Raw genomic sequence first — 21,454 nt, forward strand, 5'->3', positions numbered from 1 at the left:
TTCCATCGCCGGCATGACCCCGCCCCAGCGCCCTCCGGGCCTCGAGCCCCAGGCCGCCGCCCTCGCCGCGCGCGACGAGGGCGCCGCCGTCGCCGCCGGGCTCGGCCTCGCGGGGGCGGACGCCGGCGCGCTCGAGGGCCGCCATCTCGCCGCCGCCGCGCGCGCGCGGATGCTGCGCTGGGCGGCGTTCGCGCCGGCGGTGCTCTACCTGCTCGTGATCCTGGCGCCGCCGCTCAACCACGACGTGGCGGCGGTGCTGGACTTCGCCGAGCGCTGGCTCGCGGGCGAACGCCTCTACCGCGACCTGATCGACGTCAACCCGCCCCTGATCTTCGTGCTGAACCTGGTGCCGGCGGCGCTGGCGGCCTGGACGCCGCTCGACGGGGTGCAGGCGCTGCTGCTCTCGGCGCTCGGCCTCTGCGCGCTGTGCTGGCGGCTGACCCTCGCCCTGCTGCGCGGCGCGGCCGGCGCGGCGCGGCCGGGTCCGGTCGAGGCGGCGGTGCTGGAGGCGATGGTGCCGCTGCTTTGCGTCGTCGCCGGCTACGACTTCGGCCAGCGCGAGCACCTGATGGCGGTCGTCGCGCTGCCCTACTGCGCGCTCGCCGCCCGGCGCATCGAGGGCCACTCGCCCCCGCCGGCTCGCCTGGCGGCCGGCGTGGCGGTCCTCGCCGCGCTCGGCTTCGCGCTGAAGCCGCATTTCCTCGCCGTGCCGGCGCTGGTCGAGGCGGTGGTGCTGCTGCGCCGCGGCCCGGCCCGCGCGCTGCGCGATCCGGTGCCCTGGCTGATGGCGGCGGTCTGGCTCGCCTATCTCGCGGCGATCCCGCTGCTCTTCCCGGACTATTTCGGCCACGTGGTGCCGCTGGTCTGGGCCTACTACCTGGACCTGGCGCAGTTCGGCACCTGGGAGGTGCTGTTCTCGCCGATCCTCGGTCCGGCGGCGCTGGCGCTCGCTTTGGTGCTGCCGCTGGCGCTGCGGCGCGGCGCCGGGCCGCTGGCCCAGGCGCTCGCCGCCGCCGCGTGCGGCGCGCTCGCCTCCGCCGTCGTGCAGCACAAGGGATGGACCTACCACGCGGTCCCGGTGACGATGCTGACCGCGGGGGCGGCCGCCGCCGCCCTGGCGCGCTGGCTCGACCGCGTGCTGCCGGCGGGCGTCGCCGCGCGCCCCGGCGTGGCGCAGGCGGCGGCGGCGATCGCGGCCCTCGGCCTCGGCCTCTACGCCGCGCGCGGCGGCGAGGCGCCGTGGCGCGAGCTGTGGTTCCACGGCGACCGCGCCGGGCGCATCGCCGCCTTCGTCAAGCGCGAGGCCTATGGCGAGCGCCTGCTGGTGCTGAGCCCGGACATCTACCCGGTCTATCCGGCGCTGAACTACGCGCACGCGCGCTCCACGCTGCGGACCATGAACCTGTGGCTGCTGCAGGGCGTCTATCGCACCTGCCCGGAGAACGGCGCCCGCTATCGCGAGACGTGGGAGATGAGCCGCGCCGAATTCTTCGTCTATCGCACGGTGGCGGAGGATTTCGCGCGCACGCTGCCGGCCGCCGTGCTGGTCTCGCGCAATCCCGGCATCCCGTGGTGCGGGCGGGAATTCGACTTCGTGGAGTATTTCGCCCGCCACCCCCTGTTCGCCGAGACCTGGCAGCGCTATCGGCCGGCCGGCGAGATCGAGGGATACCGACTGTACGTGCGGGAGGAGTAGCGCCTTGCCCTACCAGGAATACGTCGGCCGCAGCGAGACGCGCGAGGACCGGGTGGACCCGCGGCTGATCGCCGGCATGGCGGCAACGCTCGGCCGCGCCGCGCCGGCGGACGGCACCCTGCCGCCGCTGTGGCACTGGATGCTGTTCCAGGACTGGAGGCCGCCGCAGGAGCTCGGCCCGGACGGCCACCCGCGCCGCGGCGGCTTCCTCCCCCCGGTGCACGATCTGCCGCGGCGGATGTGGGCCGGCGGGCGGCTCGAATTCGGCGCCGCGCCGCTGCGGGCCGAGGACCGGGTGCGGCGGATCTCGACCATCCTGAAGGTGGAGGAGAAGACCGGCGGCTCCGGCCGGCTGGTGTTCGTCACCGTGCGCCACGAAATCTCGGGGCCGCGCGGCCTCGCGCTGACCGAGGAGCAGGACATCGTCTATCGCGGCACGGAAGGCGCCGCGGTGCGGCCCGCCGAGCCGGCGCCCCCGCCGCCGCCCGGCGCCTTCACCGCCAGCCTGGTCCCCGACGCGGTGCTGCTGTTCCGCTATTCGGCGCTGACCGGCAACGGCCACCGCATCCACTACGACCATCCCTACGTGACGCGGGTGGAGGGCTATCCGGGCCTCGTCGTGCACGGTCCGCTGCAGGCGACGCTGCTCGCCCACCACCTGCTCGACCGCCTGCCGGCGGGGGCGCGGCTGGCGGCCCTCTCCTTCCGCGGCCGGCGGCCGTGCTTCGCCGACCGGCGGCTCGACCTGGTGGGCCTGCTGGAAGGCACCACCGCGCGGGCCGAGACGCGCGACGAGACCGGCGCGACCTGCATGCAGGTCGAGGCGCGGCTTGCCTGAAGGGCCGGGCGCCGCCCTGGCCGCCCGCCGCGCTGCCTCCCTGCCGCCGCCGCGCGCCGAGGAGGCGGTGCGCGGCATCGCGCTGGTGGCGCTCGCCTACCTCATCATCTCCGCATCCGACGCGGCGGTGAAATGGGCGCTGCCCGAGGTCGGGACGGCGATGGCGATGATCTGGCGCGGCGTGATCGGGGCGGCCTGCGTTGCCCTGATGGCGCGCGGGCGCGGCCTGTTCCCGCGCGACCGCCGCCTGCTCGCGGCGCGCAGCCTGCTGCACACCGGCGTCTCCGCCGCCTGGTACTGGGCCTGGGCGCGAGGCGTGCCGCTCGCCGACACCTATGCCGTGGCCGCCGCGGCGCCGCTGCTGATGACAGTGCTGGCGATCCCGATGCTCGCCGAGCGCGTCGGCTGGCGGCGCTGGAGCGCGACCCTGGTCGGCTTCGGCGGGGTGCTCGTGATGCTGCAGCCGAGCGGCGATCTCTGGCGCGTCGAGACCCCGGTGCTGCTCGCCGCGGTGGCGGCGATGGCGGTGACGCGGATCTGGACCCGCGTGCTCGCGCGCACCGACACGCCGGCCGCGATCGCCTTCTGGCTGATGATCGCGCACGTGCCGGCGGGCCTGGCGCTACTGCCGGTCCTGCCGCCGCCCTCGGGCGCCTGGGTGCCGAGCCTCGGCGCGACGCTGGCGCTCGCGAGCTTCGGCGCGGTGAACGCGCTGGCGCATCTGCTGTTCGGCCGCGCCTTCGCGCTCGCGCCGGTCTCGGTCCTCGCGCCCTTCGAGTACAGTCCGCTGCTCTGGGGCGGGGTGCTGGGCTTCCTGATCTGGGCCGAGGTGCCGTCCTGGACCACGCTCGGCGGCGCGGCGATCGTGGTCGCCGCGGGGCTCTACACCGTGCATCGCGAGCGGGTGCGCCGGTCGCAGGAACGGCGCGCGGCGGCGGCCGCCGGCCGTGGCGCGCGCGCGGCGGCGCCGTGACCTCCCCGCTCCGCCACGACATCCGCCGCGGCGCGGCCCTGATGCTCGCCGCCACCGCGCTGTTCACCGTCATGTCGGCGATGGTGAAGGAGCTCGGCGGCCGCATCCCCTTCGTCGAGGTGATGTTCTTCCGCAACGCCTTCGCCATCCCCGTGGTGATGGCGATCGCGCTGCGCCGCGTGCGGCGGCCGGGGGAGATCGCCGCCCTGCTGCGCACGCGGCGCTTCCCAGGCCACCTGCTGCGCGCCTGCACCGGCACGCTCGCCATGGCGAGCAGCTTCTTCGCGCTCACCGTTCTGCCGCTCGCCGAGCAGACGGCGCTCACCTACACGACGCCGCTGTTCGTCACCGTCCTCTCCATCCCCTTCCTCGGCGAGCGGGTCGGCGTCCACCGCTGGTCGGCGGTGCTGGTGGGCTTCGCCGGCATCCTGGTGATCGCCCTCGGCAAGGGGGCGTTCCAGGGCGGCGCGGCGATGCCGCCGCTGGTGCAGCTCGGCGTCGCCGTCGCGGTGCTGCACGGCCTGTTCTCGGCCGGGACGACGCTGCTGGTGCGCCAGCTCTCGGCGACCGAGAGCAGCGCGACGATCGTGCTCTGGCAGTCGCTGCTGATGACCGCCTTCACCGCCGCCGCCCTGCCCTTCGTCTGGGTCACGCCGGGCTGGGGGGACGTGCTGCTGATCCTCGGCATCGGCCTGGTCGGCGGCGTCGCCCAGGTGCTGCTGACCGAGGCCCATGCCAGCGCGCAGGTCTCCGCCCTCGGGCCCTACTCCTACAGCTCGATCCTCTGGTCGGTGGCGCTCGGCTGGGTGCTGTGGGGCGAGCGGCCGACGCTCGCCACGCTGCTCGGCGCGGTGTTGATCGTCGCCGCCGGGCTCTACATCCTGCACCGCGAGCTGGTCCGGGCGCGGCAGAGGAAAGGACAGGCCCCATGAGCATCCCATTCCGGCGCGAGGACCCGCTCGCGCCCGGCGCGGTGGAGGAGATCGCGCCCGGCCTGCGCCGCATCCTCTGCCCCAACCCCGGGCCGTTCACCTTCCGCGGCACCAACACCTACCTGATCGGGCGCGGCGGCGACGTCGCGGTGCTCGATCCCGGGCCGGAGGAGCCGGCGCACCGCGCGGCGATCCTGCGCGCGACCGCTGGAGAGCGGATCGCCCGCATCCTCGTCTCGCACACGCATCGCGACCATTCGGAAGGCGTGCCGGGGCTGGTCGCGGCGCTCGGCGGCGGCGTACCGACGCACGGCTTCGGCCCGCACGCGACGCCCGCGGGCGAGGGCGGCGAGGGGGGCGACCGCGCCTTCGTCCCCGATGTGCGCCTCGCCGACGGGGCGGTGCTGGAGGGGGCGGAGTGGCGCCTGACCGCGCTGCACACGCCCGGCCACTGCGCCAACCACCTGTGCTTCGCGCTGGAGACGGAGGGCCTCTCCGGCGTGCTGTTCAGCGCCGACCACGTGATGGCGTGGTCCACCACCGTCGTCTCGCCGCCGGATGGGGACATGGCGGCCTACATGCAAAGCCTCGCCAGGCTCGCCGCGCGCGGCGAGGCCGACCGGCTCTACCTGCCCGGCCACGGGCCGCCGCTGCCGGAGCCGCAGGCCTACCTGGCCGCGCTCGCCGCGCACCGGCGCGCGCGCGAGGCGATGGTGCTCGAGGCGCTGCGCCGCGCCGGGCCGGGCGCGACGGCGGAGGCGCTGGTCGGCCCGGTGTACGGGCCGGAGCTCGACCCGCGCCTGGTGCGCGGCGCCGCGCGCAGCCTGCTCGCGCATCTGCTCAAGCTCGAGCGCGAGGGCCAGGTGGTGCGCGACGGGCCGGGCTGGGCGGCGCGGTAGGCCGGGCGCTCAGCGCCGGCCGGTCCGCTCCGGCCGCCGCCGGTCCTGGCCGCTGAACACGATCGGCGGCCGCCGCGCGCGCTGCCGCGGCGTCATGGCGAGCCAGGCGCGGAACTCCGCGAGCACGAGGCGGGTGATGGTGGCGACCGGCTGCGCCGCCAGCTCGTCGAGACGGTAGAAGCGCAGCGCCTCGAGCTCGCCGGAGCCGGCGATCGCGCCCTCCGCCGCCTCGGCGGGGGCGATCAGGAAGCGCGCGTTGAAGCGCATGGGGCGGTCCGCCGGCGTGACCGCGCGGCAGAGATAGTCGAGACGGGCGAGATCGGCGGCGACCCCGTCGCCGCGGCGCGCGCCGAGCGCGAGGCCGGTCTCCTCGAACAGCTCGCGCACCGCGGCGACGGCCAGCGCGCGGGCGAGCGAAGGCGGGGCGCGCAGCTCCAGCAGGCGGCGCGTCCCCGGCCGCAGTTCCGAGATCGCCGGCGCGCGGTGGTCGGCGCGGTCCACGCGGCCGCCGGGGAACACCAGCAGGTTCGGCATGAAGCGCAGCCGCGCGTGGCGGCGGCCCATCAGCACCTCCGGCCCCCGGGAGGTGGCGCGCCAGAGGATCAGCGTCGCCGCATGGCGCGGCCGGACCGGGCGCGCGCGCGGCGGGCGCGTGCCCTCGGCGTCGGCGCCCCCGGGGTTGTCGGCGGCGGGCGGTTCGCGGGCGCCGTGCCGCGGCGCGTCGTCAGGCAAGGTCGAAGCCCCGGCCGCGCAGCCAGGCGGCGAAGCCGTAGCGCTCCGGCACCGAGAGCTGGCGCGCGGCGTTCTCGCTCCAGCGGCAGCCTTCCGGGGCGGGACCGTGGATCTCGGGATAGCGCGGGCGCGCCGGCGGGCGGCGCGCGTCGTACTCGCGCACGAGATCGGGCAGCGCCGCGTCGTCGTAGCGCTCGCGGTGGATCACGGCGCGCGGGGGCAGGCGCACGGAGGGCGGATTGCGCGCCTCCGGCCAGCCGAGGGTGAGGCCGGCGACGGGATAGACGCCCTTCGGCAGGCCGAACAGCGGCGCGATCCTCTCGAGATGGTTGCGCACGTAGCTGATCGGGCAGGTGCCGAGCCCGGCGGCGTCGGCGGCGGCGATGCAGGCGCCCATGGCGAGCGCCGCGTCCACCGCGGTGTTGAGGAAGGTGTCGAGGCCGTTGTTCGCGTGCTCCCGCCCGTGCAGCGCGCACAGGCGCTGGCCGCGCCGCATGTCGCCGCAGAACAGCAGGAACACCGGCGCGTCCTTGATCCAGGGCATGGTGCCGATCCAGTCGGCCACCCGGGCGATCTTCGCCGGATCGCGCGTGACGACGATGCTGTACTGCTGCAGGTCCGACTTGCTCGGCGCCGACTGGGCGGCGGCGAGGAGCGTGTCGAGCAGCGGCTCGGGCACCGGATCGGGCCGGTAGCGCCGCGTCACGCGCCGGTCCAGCAGCGCGAGGAGCGCCGCCGGCAGCTCGGCGGGCGGGGCGAAGGGGGCGGCGCCATAGCGGGCGGCGAGGAGGGCGACGGGGTCCATGAGGCGCAGCCTCGCACCCGACGCGGCGCGCGGGAAGGGCCCCCCCTAGGCGCGCACCACCCAGGCGTCGGCGACGGCGGCGCCCTCGCCCTCGCGGCCGACGATCAGCGGGTTGATCTCCGCCTCGGCGATCTCGGGCAGCGCGGCGAGGCGGGAGAAGGCCGCGACGGCGCGGGCGAGCGCCTCGAGGTCGCCGCGCGGCAGGCCGCGCCAGCCGGCGAGCGGGCGCAGGCCGCGCACCTCGGCGATCATCTCCCGCGCCTCGGCCTCCGTGACCGGGGCGAGGCGGAGCGCGGTGTCGCGCCACAGCTCGGCCATCACGCCGCCGGCGCCGAGCAGCACCAGCGGACCGACCTCCGGGTCGCGGCGGAAGCCGAGGATCGCCTCGGCGAGCCCCCCGGCCATGGGCTGGACGAGGAAGCCGGTGATCCGTGCGGCCGGCGCGCGGGCGCGCACGCGCGCGAGCATGGCGGCGGCCTCCCGCTGCAGCGCCGCGGCGTCGGGGATGTTCAGCGCCACGCCGCCGACCTCGGTCTTGTGCGCGAGGTCGGGGGAGAGGATCTTCAGCGCCACCGGGAAGCGGGCGTCGGCGGGCAGGGTCTCGGGATCGGGCGCCACGGCGAAGGGCGTGTCGAGGCCGAGGGCGGCGAAGAGGCGGCGCGCGTCGGCCTCGTCGGGCGCCGCCGGCAGGGCGTGCGCGACCGGCGCGAGCGGCGGCGCCTCGCGCGGCGCGCGCCACTCGCACCAGGCGCGGATCGCATCGGCGCAGGACTCGGGCGTGCGGAAGGCGGGGATGCCGGCCTCGGCGAGCAGGCGCAGCGAGGCGTCGGCCTGCGGCACCAGGAAGGCCGCGACCGGCTTGCCGCCGCGCCCCGCCGCCTCGGCGGCGCGGACGATGCCGGCCACCGCGTCGTGCGGGCGGAACTGCGCCGAGGAGCCGACGACGGAGAGCGCGAGATCGGTGTCCTCCGCCGCGAGCAGCGCGCCGAGCGCGGCGGCGACGCGCTCGGGCCTGGTGCCGGCCAGGGTGACGTCGATCAGCCGCCCGTGATGCGGCAGGTTCTCGGCGGCGAGCAGCGCGGCGGCCCTGGCGTCCGGCGCGCGCGCCTCGATCCCGGCGACGCCGAGGCAGTCCACCGCCATCGCCCCGCCGCCGCCCGTCGTCGTCATCACGCCGACCGCGCGCTGCGGCCGCGGCAGAGGGCGGCGGCCGATCAGCAGCGCCGGCAGTTCGAGCAGCGCCTCGAAGGTGGTGACGCGGGCGATGCCGTGGGCGCGGAAGAAGGCGTCGGCGGCGGCGTCCGAGCCGGCCAGCGCGCCGGTGTGGCTGCTGGCGAGCTCGGCGCCGAACGGGCTGCGCCCGAGCTTGTAGGCGATGATCGGCTTGCCCGCGGCGTGGGCGCGGCGCGCGGCGGCGGCGAAGTGGTGCGGGGCGCGGATCGCCTCGAGGAACAGGAGGATCGCGTCCACCTCCGGCTCCTCGGCGAGCAGGGCGGCGATCTCGCCCGCGGTGAGGTCGGCCTCGTTGCCGGTGCCGATCAGGTGCGAGAAGCCGATCCCGCGCGCCGCGCCGCGCGAGAGGATCGCCCCCATCATCGAGCCGGACTGGGAGACCAGCGCGAGGCGGCCCGCGGGAAGGCTCTCCGCCTCGAGCGCGGCGTTGACGCTGAGGGCGGTGCGGGCGCGCAGGTTGATCACCCCCATCGAGTTCGGGCCGAGCAGCCGCACCCCGGCGGCGCGCGCCGCCGCCACCAGCCGCTCCTGCCGCGCCCGGCCCTCGGGACCGGCCTCGGCGAAGCCGTCGGCGAGCACGCAGGCGACCGGCACGCCCTTGGCCGCGACCGCGGCGATCTGCTCCTCCACCTGGGCGGTGCCGAGCAGGATGTAGGCGAAGTCAACCGGCCCCGGCACGGCGGCGAGCGAGGGGTAGGCGCGTTCGCCGAGCACCGTCTCGGCGCGCGGGTTCACCGGATAGAGCGCGCCGTCGAAGCCGTGCTTGCGCAGGTAGATCTGCGCCCGCGCGGTGATGCGGGAGGGGTCGCCGGAGGCGCCGATCAGGGCGATGCGGCGCGGGTTGAGAAGGGCCTGGGCGAGGGAAGGGGCGGGACTGGTCACGGGCGTGGTCCTGGCAGGGCGCAGGCGGCGGTGGCGCCGGCCTCGGCCGGCGACGGGACGAACAGCGCGAGATAGGCGGCGCGCGCGGCCTCGGCGGCGGCGAGCGGCGCCAGGCGGCGGTCGAGCGGCCGCGCCTCGCCGGCGGCGATCGCCTCCGCCACGGCGCGGCGGGCGAGCGCCTCGCGGGTCGGGCGCATCAGCACCGCGCGCACGCCGGGCGGCTGCCCGGGCAGGCCGCCCAGCAGCACGAGCGCGGCCGGGCGGGTCCAGGGCTGCGCCGCCGGCAGCCGGTCGAGATGCCCGATCCCCGGCGCGAAGGCGCAGACGGCGGCGAGGCGCATGATCGCGAACTCCCCGCTCGGCGGCAGCAGCTCCGCCGCCCGCACCAGCTCGGGCGGCGCCTCCGCCGCGGCGCCGAGGAGCAGCGCGGCGGCGAGGGCGGCGCGTCTCCTCAGACCGGATCCCAGCTGAACACGTCCCCGCTGCGCTCGAGCGGCACGAAGGCCGGCTTCAGCGCCGGCAGGGCGTGCTCGGCGATCGCCTCCGGCGTCCAGCCCTCGGCGCGGTGGATCGAGCGGACGGGGCGCGGCTGGGAGAAGAGGAAGATCTCGTTGTGGCGGGTGCCGAAGATCTGGCCGGTCACATCCTTCGCCGCGTCGGAGGCGAGGAACACGGCGAGCGGCGCGTTCTTCTCCGGCCCCATCTTCATGATCTTCTCGACCCGCGCCTTCTGCTCTGGCGTCTCGGCCGGGATCGAGCTGGTCATGCGCGACCAGGCGAAGGGGGCGATGCAGTTGGAGCGGACGTTGAAGCGCGCCATGTCGAGCGCGATCGACTTCGACAGCGCGGCGATGCCGAGCTTGGCCGCGGAGTAGTTGGCCTGTCCGAAATTGCCGATCAGGCCCGAGGTCGAGGTCATGTGGACGTAGGCGCCGGACTGCTGCTGGCGGAAGTGCGGCGCGGCGGCGCGGCTGACGAAGAAGCTGCCGTTCAGGTGCACGCCGATGACGGCCAGCCACTCCTCCGGCGTCATGCGGTGGAAGATCTGGTCGCGCAGGATGCCGGCGTTGTTGACCACGATGTCGATGCGGCCGAAGTGGTCGAACGCGGCCTGGACGATCTTCTGCGCGCTGGCCCAGTCGGCGACGCTGTCGGTCGAGATCTCGGCCTCGCCGCCGCGCTGGCGGATCAGCGCCCGCGTCTGCTCGGCGGGGGTGGAGGAGGTCGGGCCCTCGCCCGAGAGGCTGGCGCCGACGTCGTTGACGATCACCTTGGCGCCGGCCGCGGCCATGGCGAGCGCGATCTCCCGCCCGATGCCGCCGCCGGAGCCGGTGACGACGGCGACCTTGCCTTCGAGCATCATGCTGGCCTCTCCCCGCTTGCTGCTGCGCCGCCCGTTCTAGACCCGGCGCCGGGGGCGCGTGAAGCCCGGTTGCCGGCCCGCGTCCTTCGCCTACAGTGCATCCTGGGACGCAAGGGGGCGGGCGCGTGGCGCTGGTTTCCCTCGACGGCGTGGGCAAGACCTACCGCGGGCGCGGCGGCGCCTGGGAGGCGGTGCGCGACTTCACCCTCGACCTCGCGGAGGGGGAGTTCTTCTGCCTGCTCGGCACCTCGGGCTGCGGCAAGACCACGGTGCTCAACATGGTCGCCGGGTTCGAGCCGCCGACCGCCGGCCGCATCCTGCTCGACGGGCGGGAGGTGAAGGGGCCCGGCGCGGACCGCGGCGTGGTCTTCCAGGGGCACGACAGCCTCTACGACTGGCTGAGCGCGCTCGACAACGTCGCCTTCGGCCCGCGGCTGCGCGGGATGGGGCGGCGCGCGCGGCGGGCGCACGCGCAGCGCTTCCTCGAGCTGGTCGGCCTCGCCGGGCAGGGGGGCAAGCACCCCGCGGAGCTCTCGGGCGGGATGAAGCAGCGCATCCAGATCGCCCGCGCGCTCGCCAACGACCCGCGCATCCTGCTGATGGACGAGCCCTTCGGCGCGCTGGATGCGCTGACGCGCGCGACGCTGCAGGGCGAGCTCTCGCGCATCTGGGCGGGGACGGGCAAGACCGTGCTGTTCATCACCCACGACATCGAGGAGGCCTGCGCCCTGGCCACGCGCATCGGCGTGATGACGCGCGGGCCCGGGGGCACGCTCAAGGCGGTGCTGCCGGTGGACCTGCCCTTCCCGCGCGAGCGCACCTCCGACGCCTTCATGGACGTCTTCCGCCGGGTGCACGCGCTGATCCACGAGGAGATCGTGCGGGCATGAACGGCCGCGCCGCCACCGTCGCCGGCTATCTCGCTGGCTTCGCGCTGCTGTTCGCGCTCTGGCACCTGGCGGCGACGCTGCTGGTGCGCTCCGCCCTGTTCCCGCCGCCGCTGCCGGTGCTGGAGCGGGCGGCGGCGCTGATCGCGGACGGCATCCTGCAGGAGCAGGTCGGCGCCTCGCTGCGGCGCATCCTGCAGGGCTTCCTGATCGGCTCGGCCGCCGGCATCCCGATCGGCCTCGCCATCGGCAGCTTCCGGCCGGTGCGCGCGCTGCTCGAGCCCTGGACCGAGTTCTTCCGCTTCATCCCGGCGGTGGCGATGATCACGGTGGCGGTGATCTGGTTCGGCATCGGCGAGGAGAGCAAGGTCTTCCTGATCGCCTACACCACGGTCTTCGTCGTCGTCATCGCGACCGCCGCCGGCGTGGGCGCGGTCGGGCGGGACAAGATCCGCGCCGCGCAGTGCCTCGGCGCGACGCGCCTGCAGGTGTTCCGGCTGGTCGCCCTGCCGGCGACGGTGCCCTACATCCTCACCGGCATGCGCCTCGCGATGGCCAACAGCTTCGTCACCATCGTCGCGGCGGAGCTGGTGGCCTCCAACGACGGGCTCGGCAAGATGCTCTGGGACGCGCGGCTGTTCATGCAGATCGAGGACATCTTCGTCGCCCTCGTCGCGCTCGGCCTGCTCGGCTTCGCCACCGACCGGCTGTTCCGCCTCGCCATCCGCGCCTTCGCCGGGCGCTTCAACCCGACGATGTGAACCGACAAGGGAGGACGCCCGCCATGCTCACCCGCCGATCGGCCCTCGCCGCCCTGCCGCTGCTCGCGGCGCCCGCCCTGGCCCGCGCCCAGGCGCCGATCCGGATGACCATCGCCACCGGCGTGGACCCCTCCTTCGCGCAGTTCTACGTCGCGAGGGAGGGCGGGATCTTCGAGCGCAACGGGCTCGACGTCACGGTCAACACCGGCCCCTCCGGCAGCGCCATGGTCGCCTTCCTGATCGGCAACCAGATCAACGCCGCCTACGGCGCCGAGCAGGCCGGCGTCTCGGCCCACATCGTGGACCCGAACGTGGTGGTGGTCGCCGAGGGCGTGGCGCTGCTGCGCTGGATCGGCGTGCTCGGGCGCAACATCGCCTCGATGGAGGAGCTGAAGGGCAGGCGCGTGGGAGTCGCGCGCGGCACCGGGAGCGAGACCTTCTGGCTCTCGGTCGTCAGCAAGCTCAACCTCAACCCGGCCGACTACACGATCGTCAACGTCGAGGCGCCGGAGATGGTCGCCGCGCTCGAGCGCGGCAACATCGACGCCTACGCGGTGTGGGAGCCCTGGCTGACCCGGGGCCTGCGTGCCATCCCCAACACCCGCATCCTGGTCAGCAACGAGACGATCCAGATCATCCGCAACTTCATCTACATGAACCGCGGCTGGGCGGAGGCGAACCGCCCGGCGACCGAGCGCTTCCTGCGCGCGATGATCGAGGCGACCGAGCTGATCCGCGCCGACCGCGACCAGGCGGTGCGCCACGTCGCGCGCTTCCTGCGCCAGGACCGGGCACTGGTGGCGGAGCTGATGACCAAGGTGGACCATCGGCTGGAGCTGTCGCCGGACACGGCGGCGAACGTGCAGCTCGCGATCGATCAGCTCCGCGGCATGGGGCGTCTCGGGCGCGAGGTGACGCCGGCCGCGGTGATCTGGCCCGAGGCGCTGCGCCGGGTGGCGCCGGAGCGGGTGCGGCTCTGAAGCGGGCCGCGCCGGGTCCCGTCACCGGACCCGGATCGGCGGCGCCTCCAGGTTGTTCGGATCGAGCCCGAGCGCCTGGGCGGTCTCCGGGTTGAGCTGGCCGTTCGCCTGCAGGCCGCGCCCCTGCCGGAACCGTTCCACCGCGGCCTGCGTGCCGGGACCCCAGATCCCGTCCGCCGGGCCGCGATAGAACCCCATCGCGCGCAGCCGCGCCTGCACGTTGCGCACGGCGAATGCGCTGAGCGGCGCGGCCATGGCGGCCGGGGCCGCGTCGGCGCCGGTCGCGGCCGCGCCGGACCCGGCCGCGAGCAGGTCCGCCGGCCGCAATCCGAGGGTCGCGACCGTCGCCTGGTTGAGCTGGCCGGTGACGCGCAGGCTGCGGCCCTGCTGGAACCGCTCCAGCGCCGCCTGGCTGTCCGGCCCCCAGACGCCGTCGAGGGCGCCCTGATAGACGCCGATCTCGCGCAGGCGCTGCTGCACCAGGCGCACCGACGCCGGGGCAAGAGACTGGGAGGAGACCAGCCCCGATTCGGGCTGGGCCGCCGCGGGGGCGAGGAAGAGGAGAGGCGCCGCCAGCAGCGCCGCTCCGAGAGCCGACGAAGGCCTCATGGCGCAGTGTCCTTTCGTGGTGCCACCGCAACACGGCCGGACGCTTCCGGTTGCGTGCCGGCGCGGCAGCCCGCCGCGCTGCGCCGCCGCCGGCGCGCGTTCCCGAGCAGCGGGCGCGCGAGCGCCGGCACGCGCCCCCGCGTGCGGCCGGCCCGACGCTTGCATGCCGACCGGCAGGCCGCCGGCCGCCATCGGCGGCACCGTCACCGCCGGCGCGAAGAGCGGGGAGGCGGGCGGCGCGGCGCGGTCCCGCGCGGGGGCACGGCCGCGCGGGGCCGCGTCCCGGCCTGTGCCCTCAGCGCTTCTCCGGCGCGGCGATGATCGTCCCGCCGAGGGTGCCCGGGATGCGCGCGGTCCAGCGGCCGGCATCCACCAGCGTGACGAAGTCGAGCACGGCACGGTTGAAGGCGTCCGGCTCCTCCAGGTTGATCGCGTGGCCGCACTTCGGCAGCACCATCAGCGCGGCGGCGGGAATGGTGCGCTTGAGGAACAGGCCCGGCTCCAGCGTCGGGTCGTCCTCGTCGCCGCAGAGGACCAGGGTCGGCAGGCGCAGCGCCCGGAACCGGTCCGCGAGGTCGAACAGCGAGGGCCGCTCGCGCTGCACGCCGAGCATGGTGAGCGCCGAACCCTCCGTGGAGTGCCCGGCGAGCTGGGCCTGGAACTCGGCATAGCCGCGCGGGTCCTTCTCCGCGTGGATCAGGCGCGTCGGGCCGCGGGCATAGACCGCGGCCATCTTCGCCATGCCCTCGGCGCTGATGCGGGCGGCGGTGGCCTCGACCTCGGCGCGGAACTGCGCGCGCTTGCCGGGCTCCGCGCCGTAGCCGACGCCGGCGGCGACCAGGCTGCGGGCGAGCTCCGGATGGCGCAGGCCGAGATGCAGCGTCGCGAAGGCGCCCATGGAGAGGCCGACCACATGCGCCGGCGCCAGGTTCAGCCCCTTGATGACCGCGGCGATGTCGTCCGTGGCGCGGTCCTGCGAATAGGCCTGCGGGTCCGAGGGCACGGCGGAGGGCGGGTAGCCGCGGGCGTTGAAGGCGACGCAGCGGTAGCGCCGGCCGAAGAAGCGGAGCTGCGGCTCCCAGGAGCGCAGGTCGCCCGCGAACTCGTGGACGAAGACCATCGGCGTGCCGGAGCCGACCTCCTCGTAGTAGAGCTCGACCCCGTCGTCGGCGCGGAGCGTCGGCATGGCCCGTCCTTCTCCTTCCCGGTGCGCAAGAGCACGCGGCGAGCATGCGGGGCGGGTCGCGCGCGGGCAAGCGGCCGGGGGCGCTTGACTTCCCCCGGGGGCGGGCGCATCTGCAATCCGGACCAGGACAGTACGGATTGAGGAGGCCGGCCCGCGAGGCCCATCCCATGCTGCGTCTCTCGAAACTGACGGATTACGCCGTCGTCCTGCTGACGCGGCTGGAGGGGGAGGGCGTGCAGGCCGCGCCGGACCTCGCCGCCGCGACCGGCATCGCCGAGCCGACGGTGGCCAAGGTGCTCAAGATCCTGGCCGGCGCCGGGCTGGTCGAGGGGCTGCGCGGCGCCCGCGGCGGCTACCGCCTGAGCCGGCCGCTCGCCGAGCTGCCGCTCTCCGAGGTGATCGCCGCCGTGGACGGGCCGATCGCGCTCACCGCCTGCGTGGACTCGGCGGTCGGGCTCTGCGAGGCGGAGAACACCTGCCCGGTCCGCGGCCGCTGGGACCCGGTCAACCGCGCCATCCGGCAGGCGCTGTCCGGCATCACCGTCGCCGACCTCGCCGCGCCGCGGCCCGCCGCGCCGCCGGCGGCCCCGCCCACCCGTCCGGCGGCCATCGCCGCCACCGCATAGGTCATCGCCGATGCCAGCCGTCAACGAGACGATCGAGACCGTCCGGTCCGTCACCGAGGGCACCTACAAGTGGGGCTTCGAGACGGAGATCGAGACGGAGTTTGCCCCCAAGGGGCTGAACGAGGACATCATCCGCTTCATCAGCGCCAAGAAGGGCGAGCCCGAGTGGCTGCTGGAGTGGCGCCTGCGCGCCTTCAAGGCGTGGCAGGCGATGAGCGAGCCGCGCTGGGCGGCGGTGCGGTTCCCGCCGATCGACTACCAGGACGCCCACTACTACGCCGCGCCGAAGCGGCGGCCGAAGTCGCTCGACGAGGTGGACCCGGAGCTGCTGAAGACCTACGCGAAGCTCGGCATCCCGCTGCGCGAGCAGGAGTGGCTCGCGGGTGTCGCCACCTCGCCCGACGGGGCGCCGCGCGCGCCGGTGGCGGTGGACGCCGTGTTCGACAGCGTGAGCGTCGCCACCACCTTCAGGGAGCGGCTGGAGAAGGAGGGGATCATCTTCTGCTCCATCTCGGAGGCGGTGCGCGAGCATCCGGAGCTGGTGCGGAAGTACCTCGGCAGCGTCGTGCCGCCGGCCGACAACTTCTACGCCGCGCTGAACAGCGCGGTCTTCACCGACGGCTCCTTCGTCTACATCCCGAAGGGCGTGCGCTGCCCGATGGAGCTCAGCACCTACTTCCGCATCAATGCGAAGAGCACGGGGCAGTTCGAGCGCACGCTGATCATCGCCGAGGCGGGGAGCTACGTCAGCTACCTCGAGGGCTGCACCGCGCCGATGCGCGACGAGCACCAGCTCCATGCCGCGGTGGTGGAGCTGGTCGCGCACGACGAGGCGACGATCAAGTACTCCACGGTGCAGAACTGGTATCCCGGCGACGCCGAGGGGCGGGGCGGGATCTACAATTTCGTCACCAAGCGCGGCGCCTGCCGCGGCGCGCGGAGCAAGATCAGCTGGACGCAGGTGGAGACCGGCTCCGCCATCACCTGGAAGTACCCGTCCTGCATCCTGCAGGGGTCGGATTCGGTGGGCGAGTTCTACTCCGTCGCCATCACCAACAACTTCCAGCAGGCGGACACGGGCACGAAGATGATCCATCTCGGCCCGCGGACCAGGAGCACGATCATCTCCAAGGGCATCAGCGCCGGGCACGGGCAGAACACCTATCGCGGCCTGGTGCGGATCAGCCCGAAGGCCGTCGGCGCGCGCAACTTCACCCAGTGCGACAGCCTGCTGATCGGCGACCGCTGCGGCGCCCACACCGTGCCCTACATCGAGAACCGCTGCATGAGCGCGAAGGTGGAGCACGAGGCGACCACCAGCCGCATCGCCGAGGACCAGCTCTTCTACTGCCGCAGCCGCGGCCTCTCCGAGGAGGACGCGGTGGGCCTGATCGTCAACGGCTTCTGCCGCGAGGTGCTGAAGGAACTGCCGATGGAGTTCGCGGTCGAGGCGCAGAAGCTGCTGCAGATCTCGCTTGAGGGTTCGGTGGGCTGAACATGCTGAAGATCGAGGGACTGACCGCCGAGGTCGAGGGCAAGCCGATCCTCAAGGGGATCGACCTGACGGTGCCGACCGGCGAGGTGCACGCGGTGATGGGCCCGAACGGCTCGGGCAAGTCCACGCTCGCCTACGTGCTGGCGGGGCGCGAGGGCTACGCGGTCACGGGCGGGTCGGTGACCTGGGACGGGCGCGACCTGCTCGCGCTGGAGCCGGAGGAGCGCGCCGCCGCGGGCCTCTTCCTCGCCTTCCAGTACCCGGTGGAGCTGCCGGGGGTAGGCAACGCCACCTTCCTGCGCACGGCGCTGAACGCGATCCGCCGCGCGCGAGGCGAGCCGGAGCTGGATGCGATGCAGTTCCTGCGGCTCGCGCGGGAGCGCCTGCGCGCGCTCTCGATGCCGGAGGAGATGCTGAAGCGCAGCGTCAACGTCGGCTTCTCCGGCGGCGAGAAGAAGCGCAACGAGATCCTGCAGATGGCGCTGCTGCGCCCGCGGCTCGCGGTGCTCGACGAGACCGACAGCGGCCTCGACATCGACGCGCTGCGGATCGTCGCCGACGGCGTGAACGCGATGCGCGGGCCGGACTTCACGGCGCTGGTCATCACCCACTACCAGCGCCTGCTCGACCACATCGTGCCGGACCGCGTGCACGTGCTGGTGGACGGGCGCATCGTGCGCTCGGGCGGGCCGGAGCTGGCGAGGGAGCTGGAGCGCGAGGGCTACGCCGCGCTCCAGGCGCAGGCGGCATGAACCTCGTGACGCACGCGAAGGGCGCGGCCGGCTTCCTGCACCGCTTCGAGGGGCTGCGCGAACGCCTGCCGGGCGCGCGCCTGCCCTGGCTCGCCGCGCTGCGCGACGAGGCGGCGGAGGCGTTCCGCGCCCAGGGCTTCCCGACGCGCCGCGTCGAGGCGTGGAAGTACACCGATCTCCAGCCGGTCGCGGCGGCCGGCTTCGACGAGCCGCTGACGCCGGTGGACGATGCGCTGGACCTGCCGCCGGCCCGCGCCGGGGCGCGGGCGGTGTTCGTGGACGGACGGTTCCGCGCCGACCTCTCCTCGCTGGACGGGCTGCCCTTCGCGGCGGGCGCCCTCGCGCAGCGCCTCGACGCCCTCGCCGGCCGCCTCGGCGCGCTCGCCCGGCCGGCCGAGGAGCCGATGGCGGCGCTCAACACCATGCTGTTCGAGGACGGGCTGCTGCTCGAACTGCCGGAGGGCGCGGACGGCGGCGTGCTGGAGCTGCTCTCGCTGGCGACGGCGAGCGAACGCCCCGCCGCCTTCCACCCGCGCCACCTGATCCGTCTCGGCAGGGGCGCGCGGCTGACGCTGATCGAGGCCGCGACCGCGCCCGAGGGCGCGCGCTACCTGCACAACCCGGTGTTCGAGATCGAGCTCGCGGAGGGCGCGCGGCTGACGCACGGCCGCCTGCAGGAGGAGGCGGCGCGGGCCTTCCAGCTCGCGACGGTCTATGCGCGGGTCGCCGCCGGCGCCACCTACGACAACTTCACCCTCAACGCCGGCGGCCGGCTGGTGCGCAACGAGATCCATGTCGCGCTCGTCGGGCCGCGCGCCGCCTGCCACATGAACGGTGCCCAGCTCCTCGCCGGCGAGCAGCACGCGGACACCACGACGGCGCTCGAGCACGCCGCGCCCTCCTGCACCAGTCGGCAGACCTACAATACGGTGCTGATGGGCCGCTCGCGCGGCGTGTTCCAGGGCCGGATCCTGGTCCGCCAGGCGGCGCAGAAGACCGACGGCTACCAGATGAACCGGGCGCTGCTCCTCTCGCCCGAGGCGGAGATGGACAGCAAGCCGCAGCTCGAGATCTACGCCGACGACGTGAAGTGCAGCCACGGCGCCACGGTGGGCGAGCTCGACCCCGAGCAGGTCTTCTACCTGCGCAGCCGCGGCATCCCGGAGGGCAGGGCGCGCGCGATGCTCGTCGAGGCCTTCCTGCACGAGGCGGTCGAGGGCGTCACCGACGAGCCGCTGCGGCGCGCGCTCGACGCCGCCGTGGCCGGCTGGTGGGCGCGGCAGGAGGAGGGCCTCGCGGCATGAGCGTCGCCCTGCAGCCCGCCCCGGCGCTCGACGTCGCGCGCGTGCGCCGCGACTTCCCGATCCTGGCGCGGACCGTGCGCGGGAAGCCGCTGGTGTTCCTCGATTCGGCCGCCTCCGCCCAGAAGCCGCGCGCGGTGATCGAGGCGATGGTGCGCTGCATGGAGACGGCCTACGCCAACGTCCACCGCGGCGCCTACCACCTGAGCGAGGTGGCGACCGAATCCTACGAGGCGGCGCGCGCCGCCGCCGCCCGCTTCCTCAACGCCGCCGATCCGCGCGAGATCGTCTTCACCCGCAACAGCACCGAGGCGATCAACCTCGTCGCCCATTCCTGGGGCCGCGGCGTGATGCGGCCCGGCCAGGCGGTGCTGGTCAGCGAGATGGAGCATCACGCCAACCTGGTGCCGTGGCAGATGCTGCGCGACGACGGCCGGGGGATCGAATTGCGCGTCTGCCGCGTCACCGACGAGGGCGAGCTCGACCTCGAGGACCTCGCGGCGAAGCTCGCCGACGGGAAGGTGGGCCTCGTCGCCGTCACGCACATGTCGAACGTGCTCGGCACCGTCACGCCCGCCGAGCGGATCGTCGCGCTGGCGCACGCGCACGGGGCGAAGGTGCTGCTCGACGGCAGCCAGGCGGCGGTGCACCGGCGCGTGGACGTGCGCGCGATCGGCTGCGACTTCTACTGCTTCACCGGCCACAAGCTCTACGGCCCCACCGGCATCGGCGTGCTCTGGGCGCGGCTCGAGCACCTGGAGCGCATGCCGCCCTTCCTCGGCGGCGGCGACATGATCGCGGGCGTGACGCTGGAGCGCAGCGAATGGGCCCCGCCGCCCGCGAAGTTCGAGGCCGGCACCCCGCCCATCATCGAGGCCGTCGGCCTGCACGCCGCGCTCGACTACGTGGCGGCGATCGGCCTGCCGGCGATCGAGGCGCACGAGCGGGCGCTGGTGGACCACGCGATGCGCCGCCTCTCCGGCGTCGAGGGCCTGACCCTGCTCGGCCGCGCCCGGGACCGCGGCGGCGTGTTCTCCTTCGTGCTTGACAACGCCCATCCGCACGACCTCTCGACGCTGCTCGACCGCGCCGGCATCGCCGTGCGCGCCGGACGGCACTGCGCCGAGCCGCTGCACGCCCGCTTCGGGCTGGAGGGCGGCACCTGCCGCGCCTCCTTCGGCCTCTACACGACGCGCGAGGAGATCGACCTCCTCGCCGACGCCCTGGTCAGGGCGCGGGAGTTCTTCGCCTGATGTTCGACGACCTGCGCGACCTCTACCAGGAAGTGATCCTCGACCACGGCCGCAGGCCGCGCAACTTCCGCCGGCTCGAGGACGCCGACCGCGCCGCGCGCGGCGACAACCCGCTGTGCGGCGACCGGCTGGAGCTGTGGCTCAAGCTCGCGCCGGACGGCCGCATCGCCGATGCCGCCTTCCTGGGCCGCGGCTGCGCCATCTCCATGGCCTCCGCCTCGCTGCTGACGGAGACGGTGAAGGGCAAGACGCCCGAGCAGGCGAAGGCGCTCGGCGAGAAGGTCCGCACCCTCGCCATGACCGGCGCCTGCCCGGAATGCGACGGCGCGCTCGCCGAGGACATGGAGCGGCTCGCGCCGCTCTCCGGGGTGCACGAATTCCCGAGCCGGGTGAAGTGCGCGACCCTGGCCTGGCACACGCTGAAGGCCGCGCTCGAAGGGAGCAAGGAGGCGACCAGTGAGTGACGAGGCCGCCGCCACCGAGCAGCCCGCCGCCCCCGTCCACGCCGCCTGGACGCCGGAAGGCGAGGCCCCGCCGCCCGCGCCCGCGCGCGTGGACGAGGAGAAGGTCGTCGAGATGCTCAAGACGGTGTTCGACCCCGAGATCCCGGTCGACATCTACGAGCTCGGCCTGATCTACGCGATCGAGATCGCCGACGACGGGAAGGTGAAGATCGAGATGACGCTCACCACCCCCTCCTGCCCCTCCGCCCAGGAACTGCCGGGCCAGGTGGAGGAGGCGGTGCGCATGGTCCCCGGCGTGACCGACGTCGCGGTCGAGGTCGTCTGGGACCCCCCCTGGGACCCGAGCCGGATGAGCGAGGACGCCCGCCTCGCGCTGAACATGTACTGAGGGACGCAGGCATTTCCGCCATGAGCGCCAGCACCGACACCCCAGCCCGCCCGCAGCGCGCCCTGCCCCCCCTGATGCGCCTGTCCGACGCCGCCGCCGAGCGGCTGCGCGCCCTCTACGCCACGGGCGAGCACGGCCGGCTCCTCCGCGTCAGCGTCAAGACCAAGGGCTGCTCGGGCCTCTCCTACGACCTCTCCTGGGCCGACGCCCCGGGCCCGGGGGACGAGACGGTGACCGACAACGGCGTGACCGTCCTCGTGGACCGCAAGGCCGCGCTGTTCCTGGTCGGCACGGTGATGGACTACGAGGTGCGGCCGCTGTCGGCCGGCTTCGTCTTCCGCAACCCGAACGAGAAGGGCCGCTGCGGCTGCGGCGAGAGCTTCCACGTCTGACGCGGCG

General features: G+C 74.7%; 23 protein-coding genes. 16 read left to right on the forward strand and 7 right to left on the reverse strand.

Annotated features, from left to right (window positions below):
- The first annotated feature begins 13 nt into the window (after positions 1-13).
- From K1J50_RS10560 to K1J50_RS10580, 5 genes are read left to right on the forward strand one after another with little or no spacing between them, the layout of a single operon-like run.
- On the forward strand, positions 14-1,696 hold the full coding sequence (locus tag K1J50_RS10560; protein WP_220117683.1) for a hypothetical protein: 1,683 nt from the start codon (positions 14-16) through the stop codon (positions 1,694-1,696).
- 4 nt (positions 1,697-1,700) lie between these two features.
- Positions 1,701-2,534: an FAS1-like dehydratase domain-containing protein gene (locus tag K1J50_RS10565; RefSeq protein WP_255575173.1), complete on the forward strand. Its 834-nt coding sequence runs from the start codon at positions 1,701-1,703 to the stop codon at positions 2,532-2,534.
- Positions 2,527-3,507, forward strand: coding sequence for a DMT family transporter (locus tag K1J50_RS10570; protein ID WP_255575174.1), 981 nt, complete (start codon positions 2,527-2,529; stop codon positions 3,505-3,507). The genes K1J50_RS10565 and K1J50_RS10570 overlap by 8 nt, the downstream gene beginning before the upstream one ends.
- Positions 3,504-4,439, forward strand: coding sequence for a DMT family transporter (locus K1J50_RS10575; protein ID WP_369413573.1), 936 nt, complete (start codon positions 3,504-3,506; stop codon positions 4,437-4,439). Before K1J50_RS10570 ends, K1J50_RS10575 begins: the two co-directional genes overlap by 4 nt.
- Positions 4,436-5,338: an MBL fold metallo-hydrolase gene (locus K1J50_RS10580; RefSeq protein ID WP_220117684.1), complete on the forward strand. Its 903-nt coding sequence runs from the start codon at positions 4,436-4,438 to the stop codon at positions 5,336-5,338. The genes K1J50_RS10575 and K1J50_RS10580 overlap by 4 nt, the downstream gene beginning before the upstream one ends.
- Positions 5,339-5,347: 9 nt before the next feature.
- Here K1J50_RS10580 and K1J50_RS10585 read toward each other — a convergent pair whose 3' ends face one another.
- The 5 genes from K1J50_RS10585 to K1J50_RS10605 all read right to left on the reverse strand — a co-directional run bounded on the left by K1J50_RS10585 (position 5,348) and on the right by K1J50_RS10605 (position 10,353).
- Positions 5,348-6,070, reverse strand: coding sequence for an NUDIX domain-containing protein (locus tag K1J50_RS10585; RefSeq protein ID WP_220117685.1), 723 nt, complete (start codon positions 6,068-6,070; stop codon positions 5,348-5,350).
- Positions 6,063-6,875 carry a nitroreductase family protein gene (locus tag K1J50_RS10590; protein ID WP_220117686.1) on the reverse strand — a complete coding sequence of 271 codons (813 nt, stop codon included), beginning with the start codon at positions 6,873-6,875 and terminating at the stop codon, positions 6,063-6,065. The genes K1J50_RS10585 and K1J50_RS10590 overlap by 8 nt, the downstream gene beginning before the upstream one ends.
- Positions 6,876-6,920: 45 nt before the next feature.
- The gene (locus tag K1J50_RS10595) at positions 6,921-8,990 is read right to left on the reverse strand and encodes an acetate--CoA ligase family protein (protein ID WP_220117687.1); all 2,070 of its coding nucleotides are present in this window, start codon (positions 8,988-8,990) and stop codon (positions 6,921-6,923) included.
- On the reverse strand, positions 8,987-9,376 hold the full coding sequence (locus K1J50_RS10600; RefSeq protein ID WP_220117688.1) for a hypothetical protein: 390 nt from the start codon (positions 9,374-9,376) through the stop codon (positions 8,987-8,989). The genes K1J50_RS10595 and K1J50_RS10600 overlap by 4 nt, the downstream gene beginning before the upstream one ends.
- A 65-nt stretch (positions 9,377-9,441) precedes the next feature.
- A complete protein-coding gene (locus K1J50_RS10605; protein ID WP_220117689.1) occupies positions 9,442-10,353 on the reverse strand; it encodes an SDR family NAD(P)-dependent oxidoreductase in 912 nt (303 codons plus the stop codon).
- Between the two features lie 125 nt (positions 10,354-10,478).
- Between K1J50_RS10605 and K1J50_RS10610 the strand changes: the two genes are divergently transcribed.
- From K1J50_RS10610 to K1J50_RS10620, 3 genes are read left to right on the forward strand one after another with little or no spacing between them, the layout of a single operon-like run.
- The gene (locus tag K1J50_RS10610) at positions 10,479-11,243 is read left to right on the forward strand and encodes an ABC transporter ATP-binding protein (protein WP_220117690.1); all 765 of its coding nucleotides are present in this window, start codon (positions 10,479-10,481) and stop codon (positions 11,241-11,243) included.
- Positions 11,240-12,001: an ABC transporter permease gene (locus K1J50_RS10615; RefSeq protein ID WP_188903627.1), complete on the forward strand. Its 762-nt coding sequence runs from the start codon at positions 11,240-11,242 to the stop codon at positions 11,999-12,001. The genes K1J50_RS10610 and K1J50_RS10615 overlap by 4 nt, the downstream gene beginning before the upstream one ends.
- A 23-nt stretch (positions 12,002-12,024) precedes the next feature.
- Positions 12,025-12,981: an ABC transporter substrate-binding protein gene (locus K1J50_RS10620; protein WP_220117691.1), complete on the forward strand. Its 957-nt coding sequence runs from the start codon at positions 12,025-12,027 to the stop codon at positions 12,979-12,981.
- Between the two features lie 21 nt (positions 12,982-13,002).
- On the opposite strand, the gene K1J50_RS10625 is transcribed toward K1J50_RS10620, so the two are convergent.
- Complete coding sequence (locus K1J50_RS10625) at positions 13,003-13,590, reverse strand: peptidoglycan-binding domain-containing protein (RefSeq protein WP_220117692.1); 588 nt, start codon at positions 13,588-13,590, stop codon at positions 13,003-13,005.
- Between the two features lie 295 nt (positions 13,591-13,885).
- Positions 13,886-14,776: an alpha/beta fold hydrolase gene (locus tag K1J50_RS10630; RefSeq protein WP_220117693.1), complete on the reverse strand. Its 891-nt coding sequence runs from the start codon at positions 14,774-14,776 to the stop codon at positions 13,886-13,888.
- A 167-nt stretch (positions 14,777-14,943) separates the two neighbouring features.
- On the opposite strand from K1J50_RS10630, the gene K1J50_RS10635 reads away from it, so the two are divergent.
- From K1J50_RS10635 to K1J50_RS10670, 8 genes are read left to right on the forward strand one after another with little or no spacing between them, the layout of a single operon-like run.
- Entirely contained in the window at positions 14,944-15,402 is a 459-nt protein-coding gene (locus K1J50_RS10635) for an SUF system Fe-S cluster assembly regulator (RefSeq protein WP_220117694.1), read from the forward strand.
- 10 nt (positions 15,403-15,412) lie between these two features.
- Positions 15,413-16,897, forward strand: coding sequence for a Fe-S cluster assembly protein SufB (gene sufB / locus K1J50_RS10640; RefSeq protein WP_220117695.1), 1,485 nt, complete (start codon positions 15,413-15,415; stop codon positions 16,895-16,897).
- A gap of 2 nt (positions 16,898-16,899) precedes the next feature.
- Positions 16,900-17,649 carry a Fe-S cluster assembly ATPase SufC gene (gene sufC / locus K1J50_RS10645; RefSeq protein WP_220117696.1) on the forward strand — a complete coding sequence of 250 codons (750 nt, stop codon included), beginning with the start codon at positions 16,900-16,902 and terminating at the stop codon, positions 17,647-17,649.
- On the forward strand, positions 17,646-18,953 hold the full coding sequence (gene sufD / locus K1J50_RS10650) for a Fe-S cluster assembly protein SufD (RefSeq protein ID WP_220117697.1): 1,308 nt from the start codon (positions 17,646-17,648) through the stop codon (positions 18,951-18,953). The genes sufC and sufD overlap by 4 nt, the downstream gene beginning before the upstream one ends.
- Positions 18,950-20,203, forward strand: a complete 1,254-nt coding sequence (locus tag K1J50_RS10655; protein ID WP_220117698.1) for an aminotransferase class V-fold PLP-dependent enzyme — start codon at positions 18,950-18,952, stop codon at positions 20,201-20,203. The genes sufD and K1J50_RS10655 overlap by 4 nt, the downstream gene beginning before the upstream one ends.
- The gene (gene sufU / locus K1J50_RS10660) at positions 20,203-20,667 is read left to right on the forward strand and encodes a Fe-S cluster assembly sulfur transfer protein SufU (RefSeq protein ID WP_220117699.1); all 465 of its coding nucleotides are present in this window, start codon (positions 20,203-20,205) and stop codon (positions 20,665-20,667) included. Before K1J50_RS10655 ends, sufU begins: the two co-directional genes overlap by 1 nt.
- The gene (locus tag K1J50_RS10665; RefSeq protein WP_220117700.1) at positions 20,660-21,055 is read left to right on the forward strand and encodes an SUF system Fe-S cluster assembly protein; all 396 of its coding nucleotides are present in this window, start codon (positions 20,660-20,662) and stop codon (positions 21,053-21,055) included. Before sufU ends, K1J50_RS10665 begins: the two co-directional genes overlap by 8 nt.
- 20 nt (positions 21,056-21,075) lie before the next feature.
- The gene (locus K1J50_RS10670; RefSeq protein WP_220117701.1) at positions 21,076-21,447 is read left to right on the forward strand and encodes a HesB/IscA family protein; all 372 of its coding nucleotides are present in this window, start codon (positions 21,076-21,078) and stop codon (positions 21,445-21,447) included.
- Positions 21,448-21,454: the final 7 nt, after the last annotated feature.

Source organism: Caldovatus aquaticus, assembly GCF_019458025.1.
Taxonomy (GTDB): Bacteria; Pseudomonadota; Alphaproteobacteria; order Acetobacterales; family Acetobacteraceae; genus Caldovatus; species Caldovatus aquaticus.